The following is a 24,065-nucleotide window of genomic DNA, read 5'->3' as shown; positions in this document are numbered from 1 at the left end:
GCGGCTGACGAGAGCGGCTGACGAGAGCGGCTGACGAGAGCGGCTGACGAGAGCGGCTGACGAGAGCGGCTGACGAGAGCGGCTGACAGGAGCCGGGCCCGGGCGTGGTGCCGGCCGGTTCGGTGAAGGCGCCGGCGGACCGGGGCCGCGGTGGGATTTGCGTGGCAGCGCTGCGGCGTTACCGTTCCATGGTCCAGTTCGGAGCTGACGGTGGCGAGGTTGACGTGGAGCAGGGTGCGGCGGACCCAGTGGCGGAGTTCGGCGCCCGCAGCGTGACCGCCGGTGACCTGAGCGTCTCCCCCGCCGAGCCGGCCCGCGCCGTGGGCCCGGTGACCGGCGTCACGTGGCGGGCGCCGCGGACGTGGCGGTTCCTGCTGTTCCTGGCCAGGGTCGTGGTGCTGCCGGTGGCCCGGTTGAAGGTGACCGGGGACGTGCCGGCGGCGTTGCGGGACGGGCCGGTGATCTTCGCGGCGAACCACATCGGGCCGTTCGACCCGGTGGCGATCACCGCGGCGTGCCGGGTGGCGCGGTTGGCGCCGCGGCTGATGGCGACGGGTGGGTTGTTCCGGGCGCCGGTGGTCGGGTCGGTGATGCGGGCCGCCGGCCACATCAGGATCAACCGGCGGCAGGCGGACGTCGGCACGGCCGTCGACGCGGTCGCCGACGCCCTCGCGGTCCGGTCGCACGTGCTCGGCTATCCGGAGGGGCGGATCACGCTCGATCCGGGGATGTGGCCGGAGCGGGGGAAGACGGGAATGGCGCGGATCGCGTTGCGGACCGGGGTGCCGGTGGTGCCGGTCGCGCAGTGGGGTGCGCACGAGGTCGCGGCGTGGGGTGGGTTCGGGCCGACGGTGCGGACGTTGGGGCGTTCGTTGCTGCGGCGGCCGGTGGTGCGGGTGCATTTCGGGGCGCCGGTGAACCTGTCGGACCTGGACCCGGCGTCGCCGGGTGCGGCGCAGCGGGCGACGGACCGGATCATCGACGCGATCACGGCCGAGCTCGCGGCGTTGCGGGTGGCGGAGCCGCGGCTGCCGCGGTACGTCGATCCGGTCCGGCCGTTGTCAACACAGCGACGGCACCGCCCGGCCCGCTGACGCCAAACGCCAACGCCAACGAGCGACACCACAAGCAGCAGGACCACGCAAAGCGAGGAGTTCAGCGCGGCGGGCGGAGCATGAACACGTCGACCGGGTCCTCGGATTCGACGGTGAAGCCGTGCCGTTCGTACAGGCGCCGCGCCGCGCTGCCCTGCAGGACGTTGAGCCGCACCGGCGCCCGGTCGGCGTCGGCGCGGGTCAGGACGTTCCGCAGCACCGCCGAGCCGATCCCCTGACCGTGCAGGGCGGCGGTGAGGTAGAAGTGCTCCAGCCACCGGCAGTCCCCCGCGGGCCGCACGGCGACGCTGCCGGCCACGGCGCCGCCGGTGACGATGATCGTGGTGTGGTCCGGGGTGAACGAGTCCCGGAGGCGTTGCCGGACCCGGTGCTCGTCGTAGCGGCCGAGGCGTTCCAGGTCGGGGCGTAGCACCTCGGCGCGGATCTCGGCGATCGGTTCGACGTCCGTCGGGGTGGCCGGACGTACCGTCCACAGCGCGGTCACGGCCGAAGTATCGCAGGGGACCCGAAGGGCACCCGAACCGATCCTGGCGAACCGCTCCCCCGCGGCGTTGTCCTGCCGACGTGGACACGACAGGTCGGTCACCAGGTCGTCACGCGGCGGAGGGGGTTCCCGGGGGTGAAGGAATCCCGTATCCGCAGGCGGTGGCGGCTGGCCATCGGCGGGGTCATCGTCGTGCTGTTGTCGGTCGCCGGGCTGGGTGTCGTCGGGGTCGCCAGGACCCGGCACGCGGCGGAGACGGTCGCGCGGTCCACGGCCCTCGCCGACGCGTACGCGCGGGCCAACAAGGCGATCGCCGAGGAGGAGTCCCTCGAGCGCAAGTATCGCCTGGACCGTGGGGACGAGGTGCGGGCGCGGCACGCGATGGCGGGGGCGGCGTTGCACAAGGCCCTCGCCGACGTCGAGTCCCGCGGCGGGGCGACGGACCGGGACCTGGCGTTGCGGTTGCGGCACGTCCACGACGAGTACGGGTATGCGGTGCTGCGGGTGTTCGCGGCCGTCGACAACGGCGACCAGATCGAGGCGACGCGGATCAACAACAACGACGTGGACCGGATCTTCTACCAGCTCAGTGCGGAGATCCAGGCGGCGGCGGACCTGCACGCGGGGCGGGCGAACGCGGCGATCGAGGAGTTGCGGCGGGTCGAGGCGCTGGTGTTCGGCAGTCTGCTGGGGGCGGTCGGGCTGGGGGCGGTGCTGCTGGTCTGGCTGGGTCTGCTGGTGGTGCGGTACCAGAACACGATGATGGCGCAGGCGGACCGGCATGAGCACGCGGCGCGGCACGACGCGTTGACGGGGCTGCCGAACCGGACGCTGTACACGGAGCGGCTCGAGCAGCAGCTGCTGGTGCGGGACGCCGTGCTGACGGTGATGCTGCTGGACCTGGACCGGTTCAAGGAGGTCAACGACACCCTCGGGCATCAGTACGGTGATGAGCTGCTGGTGCAGGTGGCGGCGCGGCTGACCGGTGAGGTGCGGGCCGGGGACACGGTGGCGCGGTTGTCCGGGGACGAGTTCGCGGTGCTGCTGCCGGGTGCGGACGTGGACCGGGCGCGGGGCCTGGCGGGTCGGTTGCAGGAGCGGCTGCATCAGAGTTTCGTGCTGCGGGACGTGACGGTGGACGTGGAGGCGAGCATCGGCATCGCGATCCACGGCCCGGTGAAGGAGACGGTCACCGCGGATGAGCTGCTGCGCGCCGCGGACGTCGCCATGTATGAGGCGAAGGACACGAAGAACGGTGCGGTGGTGTACGAGCCGGCGACGACCGCCGCGCCACCGAGCCGGCTGCTGCTGCTCGGTGACCTGCGCCGGGCCCTCGCGGAGCGCGACGAGCTGGTGCTGTACTACCAGCCGAAGGTCGCCCTGGTCAGCGGCGAGCTGTGCGGGGTGGAGGCGCTCGTGCGGTGGCATCATCCGTCGCGGGGCATGGTCGCGCCGGGCGAGTTCGTGCCGATGGCGGAGAACACCGGGTTGATCAACCTGTTGACGACGCATGTGCTGGCGCGGGCGGTGGAGCAGGCGGCGGCGTGGCGGGCGGCCGGGGTGGAGGTGCCGGTGGCGGTGAACCTGTCGCCGCGGTGCCTGACGGACCCGTCGTTGCGGGACCGGGTCGAGGGGCTGCTGGTGCAGCACCGGTTGCCGGCGCGGTTGTTGCGGCTGGAGGTGACGGAGAGCGCGGTGATGGCGAACCCGGCCCTGGCCACGGCGACGCTGCGGGGTCTGCACCGGCTCGGGGTCCGGTTGTCGATCGACGACTACGGCACCGGGTACTCGTCGATGGCGTACCTGCGGCAGCTCCCGGTCGACGAGCTGAAGATCGACCGGTCGTTCGTGGTGAACCTGACCGGCGCGGACGACGACGACGCGGTGCTGGTCCGTTCGGCGGTCGACCTGGGGCACAACCTGGGGATGACGGTGGTGGCGGAGGGGGTGGAGCACGCGGGGCAGGTCACGGCGTTGCGGCGGCTCGGCTGTGACATCGCGCAGGGGTTCCATTACGCCCGGCCGGAGCCGGCGGACCGGCTGCAACGCTGGTTGCAGCCGGCCGGGGTCGGCTGAAAGGCCGGTGAGAAGTCCGGTGAGAAGTCCGCTGAAGGGCGGTCAGCCGCCTTCGCGGCGGATCCGCAGGTACGCCAGGACCGCCTCGCGGGTGGTGCGCACGCCGAGGACCTCGCGGGCCTCGGCGATGCGCCGGTTCGCGGTGCGCAGCGACAGGAACTCCGCGGCGGCCGCGGCGGCGATCGTCTCACCACCGGCGAGCCGCTCCAGCAGGGCGCGTTGCTCGGGGGCGAGCTGGGGGCCGCCGCTGTCGGGTTCGGGGGTGGTGCCGAGGTCGGCGTCGGGGTCGGTGCTGACGGGACCGATGCGGGCGAGGTCGGCGAGCAGGGCCCGGCCGATGTCGCCGCCGGCGTCGCAGATCGCGACGATCCCGGCGCCGCGGGCGGCGGCGAGCAGGGCGAGTTCGGCGGTGTCGCCCTCCGCGACGCGTCCGTAGAGGGCGAGCCGCGCGTCGGAGACGTCCCACGCCTGGTCGGTGAGCGCGAACCCTTCCCGGGTCGTCCAGCCGGCGCGGGCGAGCCGGCGCAGCACGCTGGTGGCGTCGCCTCCGGACGCGACCACGTAGCGGGGTGCGTGTGCGGGGTCGCCCGCCATCAGCGGCCCTGACCGGTGACGCAGCCGGTCGGTCGGGGCGGTCCAGCGGGTGTCATCCGCCAACGATGCGGTGCGGAGGCGCCCACGCACAAGAGCACACCATTACTCATCCAAGTTCCTCGATCGCAAGGGCGGCGGCCTCGGTGCGGGTGCGGGCGCCGAGCTTGCGCATCCCGGAGCGGATGTGGGTTTCGACGGTCTCCCGGGAGATGCCGAGCTGCCCGGCGATGCGGCGGGTCGGTTCGCCGTTGGCGACGAGGCGCAGCACGTCGCGTTCCCGGTCGGTGAGGTCGTCGCCGGCGCGCCGGCCGCGGGTGTCGCGGCGGATCGAGTGCCGGCGCAGGGCGCGGCGGGTCCGGCCGAGCAGCACGACGAGGCCGGCCTCCTCGGCGAGGCGTTCGGCTTCCAGCAGCGCCGGCACCGCCCGTTCGGCGTCCTCCTCGAGGATGCCCTGGGCGAGCAGGCAGCGGACCTCCTCGCGGCGGGCGAGGTCGTGCCAGGCGGTCGCGGCGGCGGCGAACAGGTCGGGGGCCTTCCACGCGTCGAGGGTCGCGGCGACCGCGGCGAGGGGCCGGTCGCCGAGGTCCGTGCCGGCGGCGGCGAAGTCGCCGGCGTCGTACGCGGCCCACCGGGCGGTGATGCGGCGCAGCCCGTCGACGAGCGGCGGCGCCGGCAGGTCGGTGGCGCGGGACGTGGCGTGGTCGGGTTGCCCGTCCAGCCACGCCGCCTCCCGGGTGACCCAGTCCAGGACGGGTCCGGTCGACGACGGCCGGCCGGTGAGCGCGTCGAGGCGGGCGCGGGCCGGGGCGAGCAGGCCGCCGTCGGCCTCGGCGAGGCTGGCGGCGGCGACGGCGTAGCCGCGGGCGACGGCGGGCAGCGTCCGGTCGGTGAGGTCACCGGCGCGGCGGACGACCTCGTCGATCTCCTCGCCGCGCAGCGCGTCGCACCACAGTTGCGCGGCGATGAACCGGGTCTGCCACGAGTAGGCGAGGTCACCGGCGCACGCGGCGGCCGCGGCGGCGGCGGCGTTGGACGCCTCGGCGAGGCGGGCGTCGGCGGTGAGGGTCTCCACCAGCAGCCACGCCGACCAGCGGGCGGCGAGGACGTCACCGGCCTGCCCGGCCGCGGACGCGGCGGACGCGAGCCCGTACTCCCAGCCGGGGCGGCGGGTGCCGGCCCGGACGGCGGCGATCGCGGCCCGAAGCCCCGGGTGGGCGGGGGCCTCGCCGTGGACGCGCAGGAGCTCCTCGGCGCGGGTGAGGGCCGCGTCGGCGTCGCCGGCGAGGGTGGCCAGGAGCCGGACCCGGTCGCGGGCGCCGAGGACGTCGGCGGGGGCGTCGTCACCGACGGTGGTGACGGCGTGCGCGGCGGCGACCGGGTTGCCCTGCTGCAGCAGCGCCTCCCCGCGCAGGACCGCGCCGACGGCGCCGATCCCGGGGTCGGCGACGGCTTCGGCGGGCAGCACCCGCAGGCAGGAGCCGGGCCGGCCGGCGGCGAGCGCGGCACGGGCCGCTTCCAGGCGCACGTCGGCAGCGGCGGTGACGCCGGGCAGGTCGCATGCGAGGAGCAGCAGCTCGGCGCGTTCGCCGCTGGACGCGGCGGTCCCGGCGGCGCGGACCGCCACCTGGTAGGCGTCGCCGGACGCGCCGGCGGCGGCGAGGTGCCGGGCCGCCTCGCGGGGCGGGACGAGCCCGGCGAGGCGCCGGTGCAACGCGACCCGTTCGGCGGCCTCCAGGAGACCGGCGGCGACCTCGGCGGTGTACGGCGACACGGGCGCGGCGATCCCGGCGTCGTCGACCTCGACGAGGCCGGTCGCGGTGAGCTCGGCGATGCCCTCACCGAGGACGGTCGCGGTCACGGGCCGGCCGAGCAGGCCGAGGGCGGCCATGGCGGTGCGGGCGGGACGGTTGAGGTCGGCGAGGGCCCCGGCGACGGTGTACGCGAGGCCCTTGTCGGCGTCCAGGGGGGTGCCGCCCTGCGCGACGTGTTTCGCCAGGGCGGTCACGGCGAGGGGTACCCCACCGGCGCGGCGGACGAGGTCGGTGACGACGGTCGTCGACGCGCCCGGCGCGATCTGCCGCACGAGCGCCGCGGCGGCGTCGGCGGGCATCGCGGGCACGTTCAGCCAGGCGGTCGCGGCGGCGCGGAGGACCTGCTCGGCGTCGCCGGGCAGCCGGTGCGGCGTACGTAACGTGACGGCTATCCGACAGTGTTCGGCGATGGCCGGCAACGCGGCGATCGTCAGCGGATCCGCCCACTGCAGGTCGTCGAGGAGCAGCAGACCGTGACGAACCCGGGAACGGACGGCCTCGGCGAGCAGCGGCGCCTCATGTGACGGCAGTCGCACCCGCACCGCCCGCGACAGCGGCAACGCGGGCACGCCACGCAGCATCGCCAGGGCACCACCGGCGAACACGGTGCCGCGGAACGTCTCGCCGAGCCGTTTCAGCACCGTCGACCGGCCGGTGCCGGGCGCTCCCGCGATGACCACCAGACCGGGGTTACGCAGGGCGTCGACCGCCGCGGCGACCAGGTCGGCGGGTGGCCACGCGGTGGCACCCACCGTCGCCCGGCCGACCGTCACGGCCGCGGCGCCTGGCTCGTCAGTCGGTGCCTCAGGCACTTCTCGCCTCCATTCGTGGCACGAACATGGGATCCTGCGCGCGCAGGATATTCGTAATGTGTGTGCCGTACGTGCGTGACATGACGGTCTGATTCCACCCGGGAGCGAGTAATGAGCGAGGACCACCCCTTGGAACCCCGAGGGTACGTCGGCATTCTGGCTGAAAACACCGGCCTCGCGCAGTCGGTGATCAGTCTCCCCGGGGACGTATCAGCAGCCGCAGCGGTCCGGGGCTGAGGACGTGGCTCCAGGACCACTCAGCTCCCGGGTCGCGGACCTGTGCGCGGAGGTCGGCAACCGGCTCGGCGGCGGCGCCCAGGCGCAGGTCGTCGACGTGCGGCGGCGGCTCGGCGAGCCGCTGCGGGTCGCGATCGCGGGCCGGCTCAAGTCCGGCAAGTCGACGCTCGTCAACGCGCTCATCGGCCGGCGGGTCGCGCCGACGGAGGTCGGTGAGTGCACCCGCATCGTGACCCAGTTCCGGTACGGCACGTCCGACCGGGTCGACGTCGTCAAACGCAACGGCGCCCGGGTCAGCCTCCCCCTCGACGAGGCCGGGATGATCCCGCAGCGGCTCGGCGTCGCCCGCCACGACGTCGCCTACGTCGACGTCACCCTGACCAGTGACCACCTGCGGGACCTGACCGTCGTCGACACGCCCGGCCTGTCCAGCGCGAACACGTCCGTGTCGGACCAGGCCCGCCGGTTCCTGTTCTCCGAGGCGCCGATCGACGACGACCTGGACTCCGACTCCGCCGGTGCCCTGTCCGGCGCCGAGGCGATCATCTACGTGTTCACGCAGTCGGTCCGTGAGGACGACGTGCAGGCCCTGGAGGCGTTCCGGTCGATCTCGGCCAGGTTGTCGTCCAACCCGATCAACTCCCTCGGCCTGTTCAACAAGGTCGACAAGCTCGCCGGCGGCGGCCAGGACCCGTGGCCGATCGTCGCCCCGCTCGCCGGTGACCAGTCCAAGGTCCTGCGCCGCGTCGTTTCGGATGTGGTGCCGGTCGTGGGGCTGCTCGCCGAGACGACCGAGGCGGGCCGGCTCACCGCCGCGGACTGTGAGGCGCTGCGGCAGCTCGCCGCGCTCCCCCAGGGCGAACGCACCGTCCTGCTCGCCTCCGTGGACCTGTTCACGACCCGTGAGTGCGGGATCACCCGCGAGTCCCGGGAGCGGCTGCTGCGGCTGCTGGACCTGTACGGGATCAGCTTCGCCATCGCCCAGCTGGTCAACAAGCCGACCCTGGCGACCGGTGAGCTCGTCCGGATGCTGTTCCAGGCGTCCGGGTTCCCCCGCCTGCGGCAGACCCTGGACCACGCGTTCCGGTGGCGGACCGACGCGATCAAGGCCGGGTGGGCGCTGTCGAGCCTGGAGAAGATCGCCAGCCACGCCGAACGGCCGCACGACCGGGAGCTGCTCCGCGACGCGATCGAGCGGGTCCTGCAGCAGCCGGAGTCGCACCGGCTGCGGCTGCTCGAGGTCGCGCAGCTCGTCACGACCGGCGCCGTGGACCTGCCCGACCAGATGGAGGGCGAACTGACCCGTCTCGCGCTGTCCAACGACCCCGGCTGGATCCTGAACCTGCAGGGATCCGACCGTGACCAGATGGTCCGGGCCGCGTTGGACGCCGCGACCCGGTGGCGGGCCTACGCCGTCGCCGGTGCCAGCCCGTCCCAGTCGCGGGTCGCGCTCGTCGCGCACCGCGGTTTCTACCTGCTGTCCCAACGTATCCGTGGCCAAGCCCGTGTCAACTGAAGGCACCTACCCCCAGGAGCCGACGATGTTTTCGTCCTCCAACAGCCTGCGTCTCGTCGCCGTGGCTGTTGCCCTGATCGTCGCCGTGCTCACCGGCGCCGCGACCGGCCTGATCAGCGGCGCCCCCGACTGCCCGGCGGTGCCGGCGTCGACGGCGAGCACCGCTCCGGCGGCCCCGACGACCGCTGCCGGCGGCGCCGGGATCGGTGACTCCGTCGGTGGCGGCGGCGCCCCCGAGGCGCCGCCGAAGCAGCAGCCGACCGCCGCGGCCGGCGTGGTCCAGGCCGCGCAGCCGGCGTGCACCGCACGGGAGCCGTTCGGGGTGACCGCGGCGCTGACCGGGTTCGTCGGTGCGCTGCTCGTCGGTGCGGCGCTGCTGCTGTTGCTGCTGCTGTCCTCCCGCGGCGGTCCCCGCCAGGTGCAGGTGCCCGTCGCCGCGGCCCGCGGCAACGGGACCGGCCCGGCCGACGCCGACCGGCGGGCCCTCGTCCAGGCGTGCATCTACGTCCGGGACCGGGTCACGTCCAAGGCGCTCGGCGACCGGCTCGGCGCCGCCCTGGCCGAGGCCGGGGTGAAGACCCTGGAACCGACCGGGGTCCGGTTCGACCCGGCGCACCACGAGGCCGGCGGCGCGGCACCGGCCGCCGACCCGAAGCTGATCGGGTCGATCGCCGCCGTGGAGGTCCCCGGCTACCTCGACCGCGACGGGCGGGTGCTGCGTGCCCCGATCGTCACCGTCTACCAGGCCGCCCGGAACCCGGGCGGGCCCACCGGCGCGCACCCGACGGTCCAACAGCCCGCCCAACAGCCCGCCCAGCACACGACCAGCCCGCAACCACGCAGGGAGCAGCCCCGATGACCTCGACGGAGAACGCGGCGCCCCCCGCGAACGGCAAGCCGAAGCCGCCGAGCCCGGAGGCGGCCCTCGGCAAGCTGCTCAAGGCCGGCGTCGACGGGTCCCTGGCGTACCTGCGCAAGATCGACCCGGACGCGGCCGCGGACGTGGACACCGAACGCCGCCGCGACGTGCAACGTCCCCGCATCGTCGTGGTCGGTGAGACGAAACGTGGCAAGAGCAGCCTCACGAACATGCTGATGGGGGTGCCGAACCTGTCGCCGGTCGACGCGGCGGTGGCGACCGCGTCGTACCTGGAGTTCACCCACAACCCGCAGCACGGCGCCCGCGCGTACGTGCCGGGCCGGGAGGACCCGATCCCGATCAACCTGACCGACCTGCGGGACTGGGGCACCGTCCTGGGTCGGCTCCCCGACGGGATGCGCCCGCCACGGCGGATCGAGGTGCACCACTCGGCGCCGCTGCTGCAGTACCTGACGCTGACCGACACCCCCGGCACCGGTGGCCTGGACTCGATGCACGTCGAGGTCGCGATGGACGCCGTGGAGCGGGCCACCGCCCTGCTGTTCGTCGTGGACGCGTCCTCGCCGTTCTCCAAGCCGGAGATGAACTTCCTCATCGAGGCCAGCAAGAAGGTCAACTTCGTGTTGTTCGCGTTGACGAAGGTCGACGCGTACCCGGGCTGGCGCACGATCCTCGCCGACAACAAGGGGCAGCTGCAGACGCACGCGCCCCGGTTCGGTTCGGCGCCGTGGTTCCCGGTGTCGGCGCGCCTGGCGGAGCTGGCGATGACCCTGCCGAAGGAGGCCGCCGGGGAGCTGATCCGCGAGTCCCGCATCGCGGAGCTGCAGCACGCCCTGATCGACCTGGCGAAGAAGGGTCACCTGCTGCAGCAGGCCAACGTGCTGCGTTCGGTGCGCTCGGAGTACATCCGCATCGACCAGGAGTACGGCGACCGGATGAAGGCCACCGACCCCGACCCGAAGGACGCCGAACGCGCCAAGGAGGAACGGGCCCAGGTCGCGACCCGCAAACGCACCGAGGCCCGGCAGTGGTCGCTGGCGCTGTCGACGGAGACGCAACGGGCCCGCGTCGAGGCGACGACCCGGCTGCGGTCGTACATGACGCAGCTGCAGGAACAGTTCATGGAGAAGATCGACAAGGGCGGCCGCAGCGACATCAGTGAGCTGCCCGCCGAGGTCGACAAGGCCCTCTACGCGCTGTCGGTGCGGCTGTCACACGACCTGGAGTTCCGGTTCCGCAAGGTCGGTGAGCGGGTCCTCGCGCAGGTGTTCCACCCCAACGAGCTGCAGCACGTGCTGCGGCAGCTCAACGCGAAGCTCCGCCACGCGCTGGGCACGAAACCCCGCCGGGACAGCGGCGGCGGTGACGGCGCGATGGTCGTCATGTCCTCGGCCGGTATGGCGATGATGGCCGGGCGGGGCGCGATGGCCGGGGCCGGCGCGATCGGCCTGGCCGGTGTCGCCGGTGCGGGCCTCGTCATCCCCGTCATCGGTATCGGGCTCGGCCTCGCCGCCGGCGCGTACATGATCTTCAAGCGGAAGAGCATGACGGACAAGGTGGCGACCCGGGCGTGGCTGCGGGAGGTCCTCGGTGAGGCCCGCGCCGCCCTCGCCGACGAGATCATGCACCGGTTCACCGACCTGCAGTACGCGTTGACCCTCGCCCTGGACGAGGCGATCGAGCGGCGCCTCAAGCAGCTCGACGCGCACATCGCCAACATCGACAAGTCCCTGACGGAGGACAAGGCCGAACGGGGCAAGCGCAAGGCCGCGCTGAACACCGAACGGGAAGGTCTGCGGGCCCGCATCAAACAGGTTGACGAGGTCCTCGTGCGGGTACGGGCACTGGCACCGAACGCACCCGCGGACGCGGCCGACGCGCCGGCCGAAGCGTAAGGGGGTTGGATCATGGACGGGCACTGGGAATGGTCGGAGTCGGGAGACGAACCCGACACCGGTGACACCGCCGACCTCGGCGGTGACATCGGCGGCGACCCCGGCTACGGGCAGGGGTTCGAGCACGGGTTCGAGCCCGGACACACGTTCGACGGTCACGACGACTTCGGCGGCGGTGACGCGCTGGGCGGCGACCCGCACAGCGGCGGCGGCGACGACCTGGAGGAGCCGCTCGGCACCGAACACGCCGCGGAGGCCTACGACCAGTCCGTCCATGACGGCAACGACGTCCATGACGTCCAGGAGATCCACGACGGCCAGGACGGTCACGACGGTGACGGGTTCACCACCGAGGACGGCGACCCGGCGCAGCACGCCGAGTTCGAACCCGTCACCGACCACACCGACCACGCGGACCACACCGACACCACGGAGCACACCACCGACAGCACGGACGACGTGGCCGCCGGTGGCACGGACGTGGACGCCGAGACGTTCGGCACCGACCCGGACCTGCGCGGCGACGACGGCTGGCCCGAGCACACGTTTCCCGAGGAGCTCCACCTGGACGGCCAGCCCGAACCCGTCGACGGGTTCCCCTGGAGCGACGCCGACGTCCTCGGCGGCCCCGATCACTCGCTGTCCGCGGCGTACGACCCGGCCGTGCACGTCGACCCGCCGAACCCGGCGGATCTGGCCGGTTACGACGGTGTCGACGTCCCGGCGGGCGCGGACCCGTGGAGCCTGCTGCTGGGCTCCGACGACCCGGCGACGAGCTCCCTCGCCGGGTTCTGGGCCCCGCAGAACTGACTGACCGGCGAACGGCCCCTGGGACGCGTCCCAGGGGCCGTTCGCCGCTACATGGGGGCTACATAGGGGCTACATGGCCCGTTCGAACGTGGTGGACGCGGTCGCGTCGGACAGTGACGTCGCCGTCCAGCTGTTGCCGGCGCACTGGTACGGCATCGGGTTGTTCTGCGGGTTGACCTTCTGCGACTCGGCCCGGAAGGCGTCGACCAGGACCGAGATCTCCAGGTTCGTGGACACCAGCTCGAACAGGATCCGCCCGTTGGACGTCTTGATCTTCCACTCGTGGCCGCCGGTGAACGTCAACGTGACCAGGCGCCCGTCGGTGGCCGTCCCCTTGTATTCGGCGTCGTCGAACGTCTCGGTCGCCGCGCCCGTCGCCGTGATCTTCCAGCGGCGGCCGTCGCCGGTGGTCTTGATCTGACCGACGGGTTTCCCGGCCCGGTCCAGGGTGCCGCTCAGGTCGAACCCGGCGCTGTACTTCGTCTGCCGCCAGTTGCCGATCAGGCACTCGTCGAGCGCGCCGGCGCCGGTCGCGGACGGTGACGCGGCGCCGGTGCTCGCCGGCGGGTCGGCGACGGTGTCGTCGCCCTGCTGCCGCACGACCAGCACGACGATGATCGCGGCGATCAGGACCACGACCAGGGTCACGCCCGCGACGAGCACGACCGGCAGGATCCCGCGCCGCCGCCGCGGCGGCTGGTAGGGCGGTTGATACTGCTGCTGGTACGGCGGTGGCGGGTTCCAGTTCGCCATCGGGCCTCCCCGTCCAACACGCGGACAGCCCGCGCACGAGGGCACAGAATGGCACATTCGGACGCGGCCCGCTGACCCGCGAACGGCCCGTCACGCAGTGCGTGCCGGGCCGTCCGGAACGTGCCAGGTCAGCCGTTGAACGCGGTCAGCAGCAGGATCACGAACAGCACCGCGACCAGGACGAGCACGACGATGATGACGGCGACCCAGTTGCGCTCGCCCTCATCCGTCGTCTGCTGCGGCTGCGGCGCCGGCTGCGGCCGGGCGACCTGCGGCGGGAACGGTCCCGGCCGGGCCGGCTGCGCGACCGGCGCCGGCGACACCGGCGGACGGTACGGCTGCTGCACCGGCTGCTGCACCGGTGGCGGCTGCCGGACGAGCTGGACCGGCGGCTGCGGCCGCACCATGTTGACCGGCTGCTGCACCGGCGGCTGCTGGATGGGGGGCTGCTGCACCGGTGGCGGCTGCCGGACCATGTTGACCGGCTGCTGTGGCCGGACCATGTTGACCGGCTGCTGCACCGGGGGCCGCTGCTGCATCGGCGGCTGCACCGGGCCGGGCCGGTTCATCGCCGGGGACACCGGCACCGCCGACACCGGCCGCTGCTGCTGCGGCGGCGGCGGCGGGGTGACGGTCCGCGGCATCCCGGACGCGCGGACCGGCGCCGACGGCGCACCGATGCACAGCGCGCCCTCCACGACGACCGTCTCCGGCTGCTCCAGGGTCGTCGGCGCCACCCCGAGCTCGGTGTGGATCAGGTGCGCCGCCAGAGGGATCCGCGACGAGCCACCGACGAGGAAGATCCCGACGAGGTCCTTCGGCTGCAGCCGGGCGGAGTCGATCGCCCGGCGCAGGCACGACACGGTCCGCTCCAGGTACGGCTTGACGAGCCCCTCGAGCTCCTCCCGGGTCAGGTGCGCGTCGACCTCGAGGGACGGCAGGTGGATGTCGGTCGACGCGGTCCGCGACAGCATCTCCTTCGCGCCGCGGACGTCCTCGTACAGCAGCCGCCGCTGCCGGCGGGCGTTCGCGTCCGACGGGTTCGCGATCGACGTCCACTTGTCGGCGTGGCTCTCGGAGTACACCTTGCCGAGGTGCTCGACGATCGCGTGGTCGAAGTCCAGACCGCCGACGTCGGCGAGGCCGTCCTCGGCGAGGACCTCGAACCCGGACTGGGTCCGCCGGACCACGGTCGCGTCGAACGTGCCGCCGCCGAGGTCGTAGATGGCGAGGCTGCGCCCGACCGGGACGGCGGAGCCGAGCACGGCGGTGAAGTACGACGCGGCGCCGACCGGCTCCGCGATCAGCCTGGGGGTGCCGAGCCCGGAGATGCGGGTCGCCTCGACCAGCAGCGACCGGCGCCGCTCACCCCACCGCGCCGGGTGGGTGAGCCGCACCTCGTCGGGTGCCGCGCCGAGCTGCCGGCGGGCCTCGGTGTTGACCAGCGACAGCACGTGCGCGAACAGCCGCGGCACCGGCATCGGGTGGTCACCGATGAACACCTCACCGTCGTCGATGCGACGTTTCGGGTTCGGTTCGAACCGGGCCGGGTCCAGCCGCGCGTTGCGCTCGGCGTCCCGCCCGACGAGAACCTTGCCGTCGGTGTTGAAGTACAAAGCAGAGGGCAGCAAAGGAGAACCGTCGAACAGCAGCGGCCGCATCCGTGAGTCCGGGGTCCGGATCATCGCGACCGTGTTCGACGTGCCGAAGTCGATGCCGAGCACGCGCATGTGCGTCACCCTACCTTTGCCGTTCCACACGCTGCGTCGCCCGGCAAGCCTTCCGGAGGCTCCTGGACAGCCGCCGGTAACCCGCCGTTACGCAAACTCCACCTAAGATCACTACATACTGTCGGCGTGGCCTATCTTGACCTGCCAGGACCGTTGGGTTTCGCCCACCGTGGCGGCGCGGCGGCCGGTGACGAGAACACGACAGCGGCGTTCGCGCGTGCGGTCGAACTCGGCTACCGGTACATCGAGACCGACACGCACGCCACCGCCGACGGTGTCGCGGTCGTCTTCCACGATGACACGCTGCAGCGGATGCTGGGGCGCCCGGGTCGGATGATCGACGTTCGGTACGCGGACCTGCAGACCGTCCGGGTCGGCGGCGCCGCCGCCGTGCCCCGCCTCGACGAGGTCCTCGACGCGTGGCCGGACGTCCGGTTCAACATCGACTGCAAGACCGACGCGGCCGTCGACCCGACCCTGGACGTGATCGACCGGGCCGGCGCCCACGACCGGGTCCTGCTCGCGTCGTTCTCGTCCCGCCGGCTGGCCCGTATCCGCGCCCGGACCGGACCCGCCGTCGCGACGTCGCTGGGCACGCGGGAGGTCGCCGCCCTCTACGCCGGGTCGCTGACCGGCCGGCCGGTGAAGGTCCCCGCCGGGGTCGTCGCGGCGCAGATCCCGCCCCGGTACGGACGGCTCACCCTCGCCGGGCCCCGGTTCATCCGCTACGCGCACCGGCTGGGCCTGCACGTGCACCTGTGGACGATCGACGACGCCACCCAGATCGGGCACTTCCTGGACCTCGGCGTTGATGGCATCATGACCGATCACATCGAGGTGCTCCGCGACGTGTACGCCGGTCGCGGCATCTGGAACCGTGACTGACCCAGCCTAGGAAGGCCGCGCCCGTGTCCGCCGTCGAGGTGCCCGAAACACCGCAGCTCAGCACGAAACAGGAACGTGTCGGCTGGTACTTCTACGACTGGGCGAACTCGGCGTTCTCCACGACCGTCGTCACGGTGTTCCTCGGCCCCTACCTGACCTCGATCGCGGAGAAGGCCGCCGGCTGCGTCGAGGACGCCTGCGACGACGCCGTCATCCACCCGCTCGGCATCGCGATCGCGCCCGGCGCCCTGTTCCCGTACACGGTGAGCCTGTCGGTGTTCCTGACCGTGTTCGTGCTGCCGGTCGTCGGCGCGATCGCGGACCGCTCGCCCCGCAAGAAGCAGCTCCTGGCCCTGTTCGCGTATATCGGGGCGGCCGCGACCGCCGGGATGCTGTTCCTCACCGGCGACCGGTACCTGCTCGGCGCGGCGCTGTTCCTGGTCGCGAACATCGCCTTCGGCGCGTCCGTCGTCGTCTACAACTCGTTCCTGCCGCAGATCTCCTCCGAGGAGGACCGCGACCGCGTCTCCAGCTTCGGCTGGGCGTTCGGGTACCTCGGCGGTGGCCTGCTGCTGCTGCTCAACGTCGTCGCCGTCCTCATGAAGGACAGCCTCGGCATGAGCACCGGCGAGGTCGCCCGCTACAGCATCGTGTCCGCGGGCCTGTGGTGGGCCGGGTTCACCACGATCCCGCTCATCCGGCTGCGCAACCGGCCCCTGCTGGAAGCCGCCCCGGCCGGCGTGAACATCCTCACCGACGGGTTCCGGCAGCTGTGGCACACGCTGCGCTCGTTGAAGGCGTACCCGCTGACGCTGTTCTTCCTCGTCGCGTACCTCGTCTACAACGACGGTATCCAGACCGTGATCGCCCTGGCCAGCCAGTACGGCACGAAAGAGCTCCTGCTGTCCGACGACGTGCTGGTCCCGACGATCCTCATGGTGCAGTTCCTCGCGTTCGCCGGGGCGCTGCTGCTCGGCTGGCTCGCGAAACGGTACGGGGCGTGGAAGACGCTGCTGGGCAGCCTCGTGCTGTGGACCGTGATCATCGTCATCGCGTACTTCCTGCCGGCGAAGGAGCCGCTGCTGTTCGTCGCGCTCGGCGGCGGCATCGGCCTGGTCCTCGGCGGCAGCCAGGCGCTGTCCCGGTCGCTGTTCTCGCAGCTGATCCCGAAGGGCCGCGAAGGCGAGTACTTCGGCATCTACGAGATCTCCGACAAGGGCACCAGCTGGCTCGGGCCGCTGCTGTTCGGCCTCGCCTACGACACCACCCGCAGCTACCGCGTCGCGATCATCTCGCTGCTGGTGTTCTTCGTCGTCGGGTTCGTCGCGCTGCTCGCGGTGCCGATCCGCAAGGCGATCGAACAGGCCGGCAACACCCCACCGGCCCGCCTGTAGCGGCCGCCTTCCGCAACCGGTTGTAGCCACCGCCACCGCCCGCCGACTAGATTCGGCACCGTGCGTTACCGGCTGCTCGGTCCTCTCGCGGTCGACGTCGCCGGGCGGCCGGTCAAGATCGCCGCGGCCCGGGACCGGGTGCTGCTGGCGATGCTGCTGCTGCAACCGAACCGGGTCGTCACCGTCGCCCGGCTCGTCGACGCCGTCTGGGGTGACCAGGCCCCGGCGACCGCCCGCGCGCAGCTGCACACGTGCGTGTCGCGGCTGCGCCGGCTGCTGCCGGACACGATCCGCACCGACACCGCCGGATACCGCGCCGCCGTCGCCGACGACGAGCTCGACACGCTCACGTTCGCCGAGCTCGTCACCGCCGGCCGGGCCGCGGCCGCCGGCGGGGACCTGCGCGGCGCCCGCGCGCAGCTGCGCACCGCCCTGGACCTGTGGCGCGGCCCGGCGCTCGCCGGCGTCGACAGTCCCGCCGCGCAGGCCCACGCCGTCGCTCTGGAGGAACGCCGCGACGCGGCCCTGGAGGACTGCGTCGACGTGGAGCTGCGCCTCGGCCTGCACGCGGAGCTGATCGGGCAGCTGACCGCCCTCGTCGAGCAGTACCCGCTGCGGGAACGGCTCACCGGGCAGCTGATGACGGCGCTGACCCGGGCCGGGCGGACCGCCGACGCGCTCGCCGTGTATCGGCGGCTGCGGGACGCCCTCGACGACGAGCTCGGCCTGCCCCCCGGCGAGCAGCTGCAACGCCTGCACCACGACCTGCTGCAACCACCGCCCGAACCGGCCGCCGCGGCACCGCCGGGCCCCGGCCCGGGCGGTCCGGGCGGTTCGGGAGGTTCGGGGGGTTCGGCGCGGCTGTGGACGCTGCCGAGGGACGTCGCGGACTACTCCGGCCGCGACGACCTCGTCGCGGACCTGATCGCCCAGGGCCGCCCCGACGACCCCGACGACCCGGACGCCGCTGGGGTGCCGGCGGTGCTGAGCATCGACGGGATGGCCGGCGTCGGCAAGACCAGCCTCGCCGTCCACGTCGCGCACCGCGTCGCCGGCCGCTACCCCGACGGGCGGCTGTTCCTGGACCTGCGCGCGCACGGCGACCAGCCGCCGCTGCCGCCGCACGACGCCCTCGGTGTCCTCCTCGCGCACCTCGGTGTGCCACCCGCCCGGGTCCCCGCCGACCCCGACGAACGCGTCGCCCGGTGGCGCAGCGAGCTCGCCGGCCGCCGGGTCCTGCTCGTGCTCGACAACGCCGCCGACGCCGCGCAGGTCCTGCCGCTGCTGCCGGGGTCCTCGGCGTGTCTGGTCATCGTCACCAGCCGCCGCCGCATCGCCGGCCTCGACGGGGTCCGTCCGGTGTCGCTGGACGTGCTGTCCGCGGTCGAGTCCCGCCGGTTGATCACCGCGGTCGTCGGGGCCCGCGCCGCCGCCGACCCGACCGCGACCGCCGAGGTCGCCCGCCTGTGCGGGCACCTGCCGCTGGCGTTGCGGCTCGCCGCGGCGCGGCTCGCGCACCGCCCGTCGTGGAGCGTCGCGGACCTCGCCGACCGGCTCCGCCGCGCCCACCCCGCCGCCGTCGACCTCGCAGTGGACGGCCGGTCCCCGCAGGCCGCGTTCGAACTGTCCTACCGGCAGCTGCCACCCGCCGCGCAGCGACTGTTCCGGCTCCTGGGCGTGCACCCCGCCGGGGAACTGTCGATGCGGGTCGTCGCGGCCCTCGCGGACCTGCCCGCCGGTGACACCGACGCGCTGCTCGCGCAGCTCGTCGACGCGCACCTGCTCAACGAACCCGTCGCCGGCCGGTTCCGGCTGCACGACCTGCTCCGCGAGTACGCCACCCACCTCGCCGGCACCGACCCGGAACACGACCCGGCGACCCGGCGGATGCTCGACTACTACCTGCACGCGACGGCGGCGGCGACGAAGGTGTGGGAGAGCAACCACGACCGTGAACCGGTCGACTTCACCGACGTCGGCCCGCACGTGCCCACGTTCACCGACATGATCGACACCCGGCGGTGGCTGGACCTGGAATGGGCCAACGTCGTCGCCGCCGCGCACCTCGCCGACCGGCTCGGCTGGCACCGGCACACCGTCCTGCTGCCCCGCGCCCTGTGGGGGTACCTGTTCCGCAACTCGATGAACGACGTGTCCCTGGACCTGCACCGCCGCGCCCTCGCCGCCGCCGGGGCCCTCCACGACCCGGACCTGGTCGCGATGGCCCACAACTACCTCGCGTCCGCGCACGCCCGCGGCGGTGACCTGAACTCCGCCGCCGCGCACCTCGCCCTGCTCGTCGCGCACCCCACCTGGGGGGTCCGGGCCCGGTCGAACCTCGCCTACGTGTACTTCAACGTCGGCCGGTTCGACGAGGCCCTGCACCTGCTGGAACAGTCCCTCATCGGGGTCGGCGACGGCTGGCACGTCAGCGTCCAGTGGGGCGCCCTCGCCGGGATGCTCCGCGCCGTCGGCCGCGTCCACGAGTCGACGCTCGTCGCGCAACGCATCATCGGCTACGGCCGCGCCGCCGGCCTGGCCTGGCCCGCCGCGCTCGGCGCCGTCGAGCTCGGCGCGTCCCGGGCCCGCCTCGGCCGGCACCGGCAGGCGGTGCTGCTGCTGTCGTGGGCGCGCCGGCAGCTCGGCGGGGACGTCGGACCCGCCGCCGAGCTCGAGGCCCGCTGCTACCTCGGCGCCAGCCTCGTCGCGCTCGCCGCGAACGAGGCCAGCACCGAACGGGGCCTGGACCTGCTGCGCACCGCCTACGAGGACGGGCAGCAGCTGGACCCGACCGTCGCCTGCCAGGCCGGCAACACCTACGGTGAGGCCCTGGCCGCGCTCGGCCGGCCCGCGGAGGGCAAGCTCGTCCACGCGCAGGTCCTGGACCGGGCGATGCGCATCGGTCACCGCTACGAGCAGGCCCGCGCCTACCACGGGCTCGGGGTCTGCACCGACGACCCGCGCCTGGCCCGCAGACGGCTGCGCACGGCGCTGGAACTGTTCGAGGCGATGGGCACCCCGGAACGCCACGACGTCCGCGCCCGCCTGGAACGGCTGGAGCGCCTGGAGCGCCTGGAGCGCCTGGACCGGTCGCACGACCAGTAGGCTGCCTCGTCGTGACGTCCTCCACCTCCTCCCTCGACGAAGACCCGAACGCCTGCGTCGCCGCCGGTGACAGCCGGCTACGACGCGGTGGCTCGCTGAAGTTCTTCTACGGTCCGATGGACTGCGGCAAGTCGACCCTCGCCCTGCAGATGGACTACAACCACGCCCGGCAGGGCCGCCGCGGTCTGGTCCTCACCACCATCGACCGGGCCGGGCCGGGCCGCCTGTCGACCAGGATCGGCCTGGGCAAGGAGGCCGTCGACGTCAGCGCCGACCTCGACATCCGCGGCCTCGTCCGGCAACGCTGGCAGCAGGGGATCCGGGTCGACTACCTCATCTGCGACGAGGCGAGCTTCTACACGGTCGCGCAGATCGAGCAGCTCGCCGACCTCGTCGACACCTCCGACGTCGACGTGTACGCGTTCGGTCTGGCCACCGACTTCCGCACCAGCCTGTTCCCGGCGGCGCAGCGGCTGTTCGAGCTCGCCGACGAGGTCACCCGCGTCCAGGTCGAGGTGCTGTGCTGGTGCGGCCGGCCGGGGCTGCTCAACGCCCGCGTCGTCAACGGCGGCATCGCCCGCGAAGGCGACCAGGTCGTCATCGGCGACACCTCCTCCTCCGACTCCGCTGACTCCGCTGACTCCTCAGGGCAGGACCTCACCGAACAGGACGTCCGTTACCAGGTGCTGTGCCGCCGCCACCACCGCGTCGGTGACCTCGGCCCGACCGCCCGGCAGGAGGGGCAGCTGCGGCTCGTCTAACCCCATTACCGGACGGTAACCTGCTGGGTATGAGCCGTTTCGTGCAGGACAGCCCGGCGTTGCGGGACCCGTACACCAGCGACTGGCTGCTGCAGGGCTGGCTGGACCGGATCCTCGGCCCGGACGGGCACGCCGCCGCCAAAGGCCGCCTCGCCGCGCTGTCCGCCGACGTCCTCGGCCCGCTACGGGCCGCGCACCACGACGCGGAGACCCACCCGCCGACCCTGACCCGGTTCGACCCGTGGGGCGCCCGCGTCGAACGCGTCGACGTGTCCGCCGGCTGGGACACCCAACGCGCCGCCGCCGCCCGCCACGCCGTCGTCGCGCTGCCCTACCAGCGCGACGCCCGCGACACGTGGGGACCCGGCACCCGCGTCGTCCAGCACGCCCTGCTGCACCTGTGGGGGCCGGAGTCCGCGACGTTCTCCTGCCCGGTCGCGATGGCCGACGGCGCCGCCGCGCTGCTGGCCGCGGCCGACCCCACCTCGCCGTGGCTGGCCCGGCTCACCTCCACCGACCCCGCCGTCGCCGTCACCAGCGGCCAGTGGATGACCGAGTCGCAGGGCGGCTCCGACATCGCCGGGTCCACCACCGCCGCCCGGCCCGGCCCCGACGGCACCTGGCTGCTCACCGGCGACAAGTGGTTCTGCTCCGCGATCGACTCCGCGATGGCCGTCGCCCTGGCCCGCCCCGCCGGCGCCGGCCCCGGCAGCCGCAACCTCGCCCCGTTCCTCGTGCCCCGCTACGCGGCCGACGGCGTCACCCCCGCCCCCGGCCTGCAGGTGCTGCGTCTCAAGGACAAGCTCGGCACCCGCGCCGTCCCCACCGGCGAGGTCCGCCTCGACGACACCCCCGCCATCCCCATCGGCGACGCAGGCGTCCCCGGCCTGGCCCGCATGATGACCCTCGTCGTCGTCACCCGCCTGCACAACGCGGCCGCCGCCGCCGGCGGGATGCGCCGCGGCCTGGAATACGCGCTCAGCCACGCCGCGAACCGCCGCGTCGCCGGCGGGGTCCTCGCCGACAACCCACTGCACCGCGCCACCCTCGGCGGGCTCGCCGTCGACGCCGCCGGCGCCCACGCCCTCGCCGCGCACGCGTTCACCCTCCTCGGCGAGGACCCCACCGGCGACGAGCTGCGCCTCGTCGCGCCCCTGGCGAAACTCACCACCGGCCGGCTCGCCGTCGCCTCCGCCAGCGAATACCTCGAAGCGTTCGGCGGCGCCGGCTACGTCGAGGACACCGGCATCCCGCGCCTGCTCCGCGACGCGCAGGTCCTGCCGATCTGGGAAGGCACCACCAACGTCCTGTCCGTCGACGTGCTCCGCGCCCTCACCACCGGCGCCGGCGCCCGCCCGCTGCTGCACCGCGCCGAGATCGCCGCCGACGCCGCCGTCACCCGCCTGCCGTCCCACCTCAGCGGCGGCGCCCTCAGCGGTGCCGGCCTCACCGGCGTCGCCGAAGCCGTCATCGCCGCCACCCGCCGGCTCGCCGCCGACGTCGAGACCGCCGCCGCCGACCCCCGCGACAGCCGCGTCGTGGCCGGTGCCCGCGAGCTCGCGCTGCGCCTCGGCAACACCCTCACCGCCGCGCTGCTGCTCGAGCACGCGGCGTGGGCCGCGGACCGCGGCGACGACCGGCCGGCGCTGCTCGCGTCGCTGTGGACGCTGCGCCGCCTCGGCGGCGCCGACGTGTCCGCGGACCTGCACACCCACTTCGATCAGCTCATCTGAGCCGCTCCCACACCATCCGCCACTTGTTGGGGGCACCGGCGAGCCGCGCCGGGTCCCCACCGACCCGGACCGTCTCCACGTACACGCCGCCGCGGGACCGGTAGAACCGTTGCGCCGCCGCGTTCTGCTCCAGGACCCACAGGTACAGCCGCTGGTCCCGGGCCCGTTCCACGACGGCGTCGACGGCGGCGGCGTGCAGGGCGGTGCCGATCCCGGCGTGCCGGCGGCCGCTGGTCACGTGCAGGTTGTCCACCAGGCTGCCCCACCGCTCGTCGTCGTCGAGGACCACGTGGACGAACCCGACGACGGCGCCGCCGTCCTCGGCGACGATCGTCGCGGTCGCGGCACGCTCCGCGAACCGGGCCTTCCACACCGTGCGCCGGTCCTGTTCGAGGTCACCGTCGAGGTACGCGTCGGCGTACGCGCCGCGGTAGTGCCGCCGCCAACTGTCGGCGTGCAACGCCGCGATCGCGTCGACGTCGCCGTCCCCAGCCAAACGGATGATCATGTCGGGCTCCCCCTCCGGGCCCGGGCCGCCGCGATCGTGTACGCGGGGTCCCGGTCCAGGTTGTGCCGGTCCCGGTCATACCGGCGGGTCGTGCGCGGGTCGGCGTGGCCCATCGCGTCCTGCACGTCCTCCAGGGGGACCCCTTCGTCCCGCGCCGACGTCGCGAACGCGTGCCGCAGCGAATGCGGCGACAACCGCGCCCACGCCGGCACCCCCGCGTCCTTCGCCAGCCGCCGCACCAGCCGGAACACCGCGTGCCGGTCGACCCGGCCACCCGACGCCGTCGCGAACAACGGCCCCGGCACGTCGCCGCGGACCGCCAGGTACACCTCCAGGGCCGCGACCACGTTCGGGGTCAACGCCCGCCGCCGCGGCTTGCCGCCCTTGCCGACGAACCGGACCGTGCGGTGCCCACGTTCGGTGCCGATGTCGGCGTGGTCGAGGGCGACGACCTCCCCGACCCGCAACCCCAGATCCGCCAGCAACGCCAGGATCGTCAGGTCCCGGGCCGCGGTCGGCCCCTCCTGCCGGGCCGCCGCGGCGAGGATCGCGTCGACCTCCGCACCGCTCAACCCGACCGTCGCCGACGTGTCCCGGTCCACCCGCGGCCGGTCCGCGCCGCCGACCGGGTTCGCCGCGACCGCCTGCAACCGCAGCAGGAACGCATACCAGCTCGACAACGCCGACAGCTTCCGCGCCACGCTCGCCGGCGCCAGGACCTTCCCCGTCCGCACGTCCACTGTGGACTCCAGGTCCCGCGCGTACGCGTTCACGTGCAGGAACGACGCCCGCAACGGGTCCAGGTCCCGGCCGGCGCACCAGCCGAGGAACTGGTGCACGTCGCGCCGGTACGCCGCGCGGGTGTGCGCCGACAACCGCCGGTTCGCCAGCCACGCGTCGGTGAAGTCACCGGACGCCGGCGTCAGGGCGTGCTGGACGGGCTGCAAGGGGTGCATCGGTGCGACA

General features: G+C 73.7%; 18 protein-coding genes. 11 read left to right on the top strand and 7 right to left on the bottom strand.

The window, feature by feature from the left end:
• Positions 1-188: 188 nt before the first annotated feature.
• Entirely contained in the window at positions 189-1,094 is a 906-nt protein-coding gene (locus Dsi01nite_RS33985) for a lysophospholipid acyltransferase family protein (RefSeq protein WP_203850418.1), read from the top strand.
• A gap of 61 nt (positions 1,095-1,155) precedes the next feature.
• Here the strand turns inward: Dsi01nite_RS33985 and Dsi01nite_RS57625 are convergent, their stop codons facing one another.
• Entirely contained in the window at positions 1,156-1,599 is a 444-nt protein-coding gene (locus Dsi01nite_RS57625) for a GNAT family N-acetyltransferase (protein ID WP_239136370.1), read from the bottom strand.
• A gap of 135 nt (positions 1,600-1,734) precedes the next feature.
• On the opposite strand from Dsi01nite_RS57625, the gene Dsi01nite_RS33975 reads away from it, so the two are divergent.
• Positions 1,735-3,675: a putative bifunctional diguanylate cyclase/phosphodiesterase gene (locus Dsi01nite_RS33975; protein ID WP_239136369.1), complete on the top strand. Its 1,941-nt coding sequence runs from the start codon at positions 1,735-1,737 to the stop codon at positions 3,673-3,675.
• Between the two features lie 42 nt (positions 3,676-3,717).
• Here Dsi01nite_RS33975 and Dsi01nite_RS33970 read toward each other — a convergent pair whose 3' ends face one another.
• Together Dsi01nite_RS33970 and Dsi01nite_RS33965 are read right to left on the bottom strand one after the other, a co-directional pair.
• On the bottom strand, positions 3,718-4,359 hold the full coding sequence (locus Dsi01nite_RS33970) for a helix-turn-helix transcriptional regulator (protein WP_239136368.1): 642 nt from the start codon (positions 4,357-4,359) through the stop codon (positions 3,718-3,720).
• A 16-nt stretch (positions 4,360-4,375) separates the two neighbouring features.
• A complete protein-coding gene (locus Dsi01nite_RS33965) occupies positions 4,376-6,892 on the bottom strand; it encodes a LuxR C-terminal-related transcriptional regulator (RefSeq protein WP_239136367.1) in 2,517 nt (838 codons plus the stop codon).
• Positions 6,893-7,133: 241 nt separating this feature from the next.
• On the opposite strand from Dsi01nite_RS33965, the gene Dsi01nite_RS33960 reads away from it, so the two are divergent.
• Genes Dsi01nite_RS33960 through Dsi01nite_RS33945 form a run of 4 tightly spaced genes read left to right on the top strand, consistent with a single transcriptional unit; the run spans position 7,134 to position 12,230 of the window.
• Entirely contained in the window at positions 7,134-8,645 is a 1,512-nt protein-coding gene (locus Dsi01nite_RS33960; RefSeq protein ID WP_203850416.1) for a dynamin family protein, read from the top strand.
• 25 nt (positions 8,646-8,670) lie between these two features.
• Positions 8,671-9,504, top strand: a complete 834-nt coding sequence (gene grpE / locus Dsi01nite_RS33955) for a nucleotide exchange factor GrpE (protein WP_203850415.1) — start codon at positions 8,671-8,673, stop codon at positions 9,502-9,504.
• Positions 9,501-11,420 (top strand): dynamin family protein, encoded by a 1,920-nt coding sequence (locus tag Dsi01nite_RS33950; RefSeq protein WP_203850414.1) that lies wholly within the window; start codon positions 9,501-9,503, stop codon positions 11,418-11,420. Before grpE ends, Dsi01nite_RS33950 begins: the two co-directional genes overlap by 4 nt.
• 12 nt (positions 11,421-11,432) lie before the next feature.
• Entirely contained in the window at positions 11,433-12,230 is a 798-nt protein-coding gene (locus Dsi01nite_RS33945) for a hypothetical protein (protein ID WP_203850413.1), read from the top strand.
• A 69-nt stretch (positions 12,231-12,299) separates the two neighbouring features.
• Here Dsi01nite_RS33945 and Dsi01nite_RS33940 read toward each other — a convergent pair whose 3' ends face one another.
• Together Dsi01nite_RS33940 and Dsi01nite_RS33935 are read right to left on the bottom strand one after the other, a co-directional pair.
• Positions 12,300-12,983: a hypothetical protein gene (locus tag Dsi01nite_RS33940; protein WP_203850412.1), complete on the bottom strand. Its 684-nt coding sequence runs from the start codon at positions 12,981-12,983 to the stop codon at positions 12,300-12,302.
• A gap of 128 nt (positions 12,984-13,111) precedes the next feature.
• Positions 13,112-14,713, bottom strand: coding sequence for an Hsp70 family protein (locus Dsi01nite_RS33935; protein ID WP_203850411.1), 1,602 nt, complete (start codon positions 14,711-14,713; stop codon positions 13,112-13,114).
• A 126-nt stretch (positions 14,714-14,839) separates the two neighbouring features.
• Between Dsi01nite_RS33935 and Dsi01nite_RS33930 the strand changes: the two genes are divergently transcribed.
• Genes Dsi01nite_RS33930 through Dsi01nite_RS33910 form a run of 5 tightly spaced genes read left to right on the top strand, consistent with a single transcriptional unit; the run spans position 14,840 to position 22,591 of the window.
• Positions 14,840-15,598 carry a glycerophosphodiester phosphodiesterase family protein gene (locus Dsi01nite_RS33930; RefSeq protein WP_203850410.1) on the top strand — a complete coding sequence of 253 codons (759 nt, stop codon included), beginning with the start codon at positions 14,840-14,842 and terminating at the stop codon, positions 15,596-15,598.
• Between the two features lie 23 nt (positions 15,599-15,621).
• Positions 15,622-16,992 (top strand): MFS transporter, encoded by a 1,371-nt coding sequence (locus Dsi01nite_RS33925; RefSeq protein ID WP_203850409.1) that lies wholly within the window; start codon positions 15,622-15,624, stop codon positions 16,990-16,992.
• 60 nt (positions 16,993-17,052) lie between these two features.
• Positions 17,053-20,097 carry an AfsR/SARP family transcriptional regulator gene (locus tag Dsi01nite_RS33920; protein ID WP_203850408.1) on the top strand — a complete coding sequence of 1,015 codons (3,045 nt, stop codon included), beginning with the start codon at positions 17,053-17,055 and terminating at the stop codon, positions 20,095-20,097.
• An 11-nt stretch (positions 20,098-20,108) separates the two neighbouring features.
• Positions 20,109-20,858 (top strand): thymidine kinase, encoded by a 750-nt coding sequence (locus Dsi01nite_RS33915; protein WP_373318887.1) that lies wholly within the window; start codon positions 20,109-20,111, stop codon positions 20,856-20,858.
• Positions 20,859-20,887: 29 nt separating this feature from the next.
• Positions 20,888-22,591: an acyl-CoA dehydrogenase family protein gene (locus tag Dsi01nite_RS33910; protein ID WP_203850407.1), complete on the top strand. Its 1,704-nt coding sequence runs from the start codon at positions 20,888-20,890 to the stop codon at positions 22,589-22,591.
• Here Dsi01nite_RS33910 and Dsi01nite_RS33905 read toward each other — a convergent pair.
• Entirely contained in the window at positions 22,584-23,099 is a 516-nt protein-coding gene (locus Dsi01nite_RS33905; protein ID WP_203850406.1) for a GNAT family N-acetyltransferase, read from the bottom strand. The two genes, Dsi01nite_RS33910 and Dsi01nite_RS33905, sit on opposite strands and share 8 nt — an antisense overlap.
• Positions 23,096-24,055, bottom strand: coding sequence for a tyrosine-type recombinase/integrase (locus Dsi01nite_RS33900; protein WP_203850405.1), 960 nt, complete (start codon positions 24,053-24,055; stop codon positions 23,096-23,098). The genes Dsi01nite_RS33905 and Dsi01nite_RS33900 overlap by 4 nt, the downstream gene beginning before the upstream one ends.
• Positions 24,056-24,065 lie beyond the last annotated feature (10 nt).

This window comes from Dactylosporangium siamense, assembly GCF_016862795.1.
Classification (GTDB): Bacteria; Actinomycetota; Actinomycetes; order Mycobacteriales; family Micromonosporaceae; genus Dactylosporangium; species Dactylosporangium siamense.
Note: the sequence above shows the minus strand (reverse complement) of the source record. Positions and strands in the feature narration are given on the sequence as shown.

What these genes read in the sequence shown, in the direction of transcription:
- Dsi01nite_RS33985 (WP_203850418.1), top strand. Translation starts at nt 189, where the DNA reads ATGGTCCAGTTCGGAGCTGACGGTGGCGAGGTTGACGTGGAGCAGGGT.
- grpE (WP_203850415.1), top strand. Translation starts at nt 8,671, where the DNA reads ATGTTTTCGTCCTCCAACAGCCTGCGTCTCGTCGCCGTGGCTGTTGCC.
- Dsi01nite_RS33950 (WP_203850414.1), top strand. Translation starts at nt 9,501, where the DNA reads ATGACCTCGACGGAGAACGCGGCGCCCCCCGCGAACGGCAAGCCGAAG.
- Dsi01nite_RS33945 (WP_203850413.1), top strand. Translation starts at nt 11,433, where the DNA reads ATGGACGGGCACTGGGAATGGTCGGAGTCGGGAGACGAACCCGACACC.
- Dsi01nite_RS33940 (WP_203850412.1), bottom strand. Translation starts at nt 12,983, where the DNA reads ATGGCGAACTGGAACCCGCCACCGCCGTACCAGCAGCAGTATCAACCG.
- Dsi01nite_RS33935 (WP_203850411.1), bottom strand. Translation starts at nt 14,713, where the DNA reads ATGCGCGTGCTCGGCATCGACTTCGGCACGTCGAACACGGTCGCGATG.
- Dsi01nite_RS33910 (WP_203850407.1), top strand. Translation starts at nt 20,888, where the DNA reads ATGAGCCGTTTCGTGCAGGACAGCCCGGCGTTGCGGGACCCGTACACC.
- Dsi01nite_RS33905 (WP_203850406.1), bottom strand. Translation starts at nt 23,099, where the DNA reads ATGATCATCCGTTTGGCTGGGGACGGCGACGTCGACGCGATCGCGGCG.
- Dsi01nite_RS33900 (WP_203850405.1), bottom strand. Translation starts at nt 24,055, where the DNA reads ATGCACCCCTTGCAGCCCGTCCAGCACGCCCTGACGCCGGCGTCCGGT.